1 protein-coding gene is annotated in these 464 nt (G+C 71.8%); it reads right to left on the reverse strand.

The genetic code is table 11. The features are described from left to right. On the reverse strand, positions 1–464 hold a 464-nt coding region (locus ACWJ6R_RS38005; RefSeq protein WP_449066805.1), incomplete at both ends, for an AMP-binding protein.

Raw genomic sequence — 464 nt, forward strand, 5'->3', positions numbered from 1 at the left:
GCCACCAGCCGCCGATCCCCCGGCCGGTCCTCCCGCACCACCACCGCCACATCCGCCACCCCCGGATGCCGCGCCAACACCGCCTCCACCTCCCCCGGCTCGATCCGGAACCCCCGGATCTTCACCTGGTGATCGGCCCGCCCCACGTACTCCAGACGGCCATCGGCCCGCCAGCGCACCCGGTCCCCGCTGCGGTACATCCGCTCCCCCACCGGACCGAACGGACACGCCACGAACCGCTCCGCCGTCAACCCCTGCCGGCCCGCATACCCCCGCGCCAACCCCGGACCCGCCACATACAGCTCCCCCGTCACCCCCGCCGGCACCGGATTCAAGAAGACGTCCAGCACGTACAACCGCAGATCCGCAATCCCCGTCCCGATCAGCCCCGCCGGACCGCCCGGCGCCAACGGCGCGTACGTCACATGCACCGTCGTCTCAGTGATCCCGTACATGTTCACCAG

The organism is Planomonospora algeriensis (genome assembly GCF_977012225.1).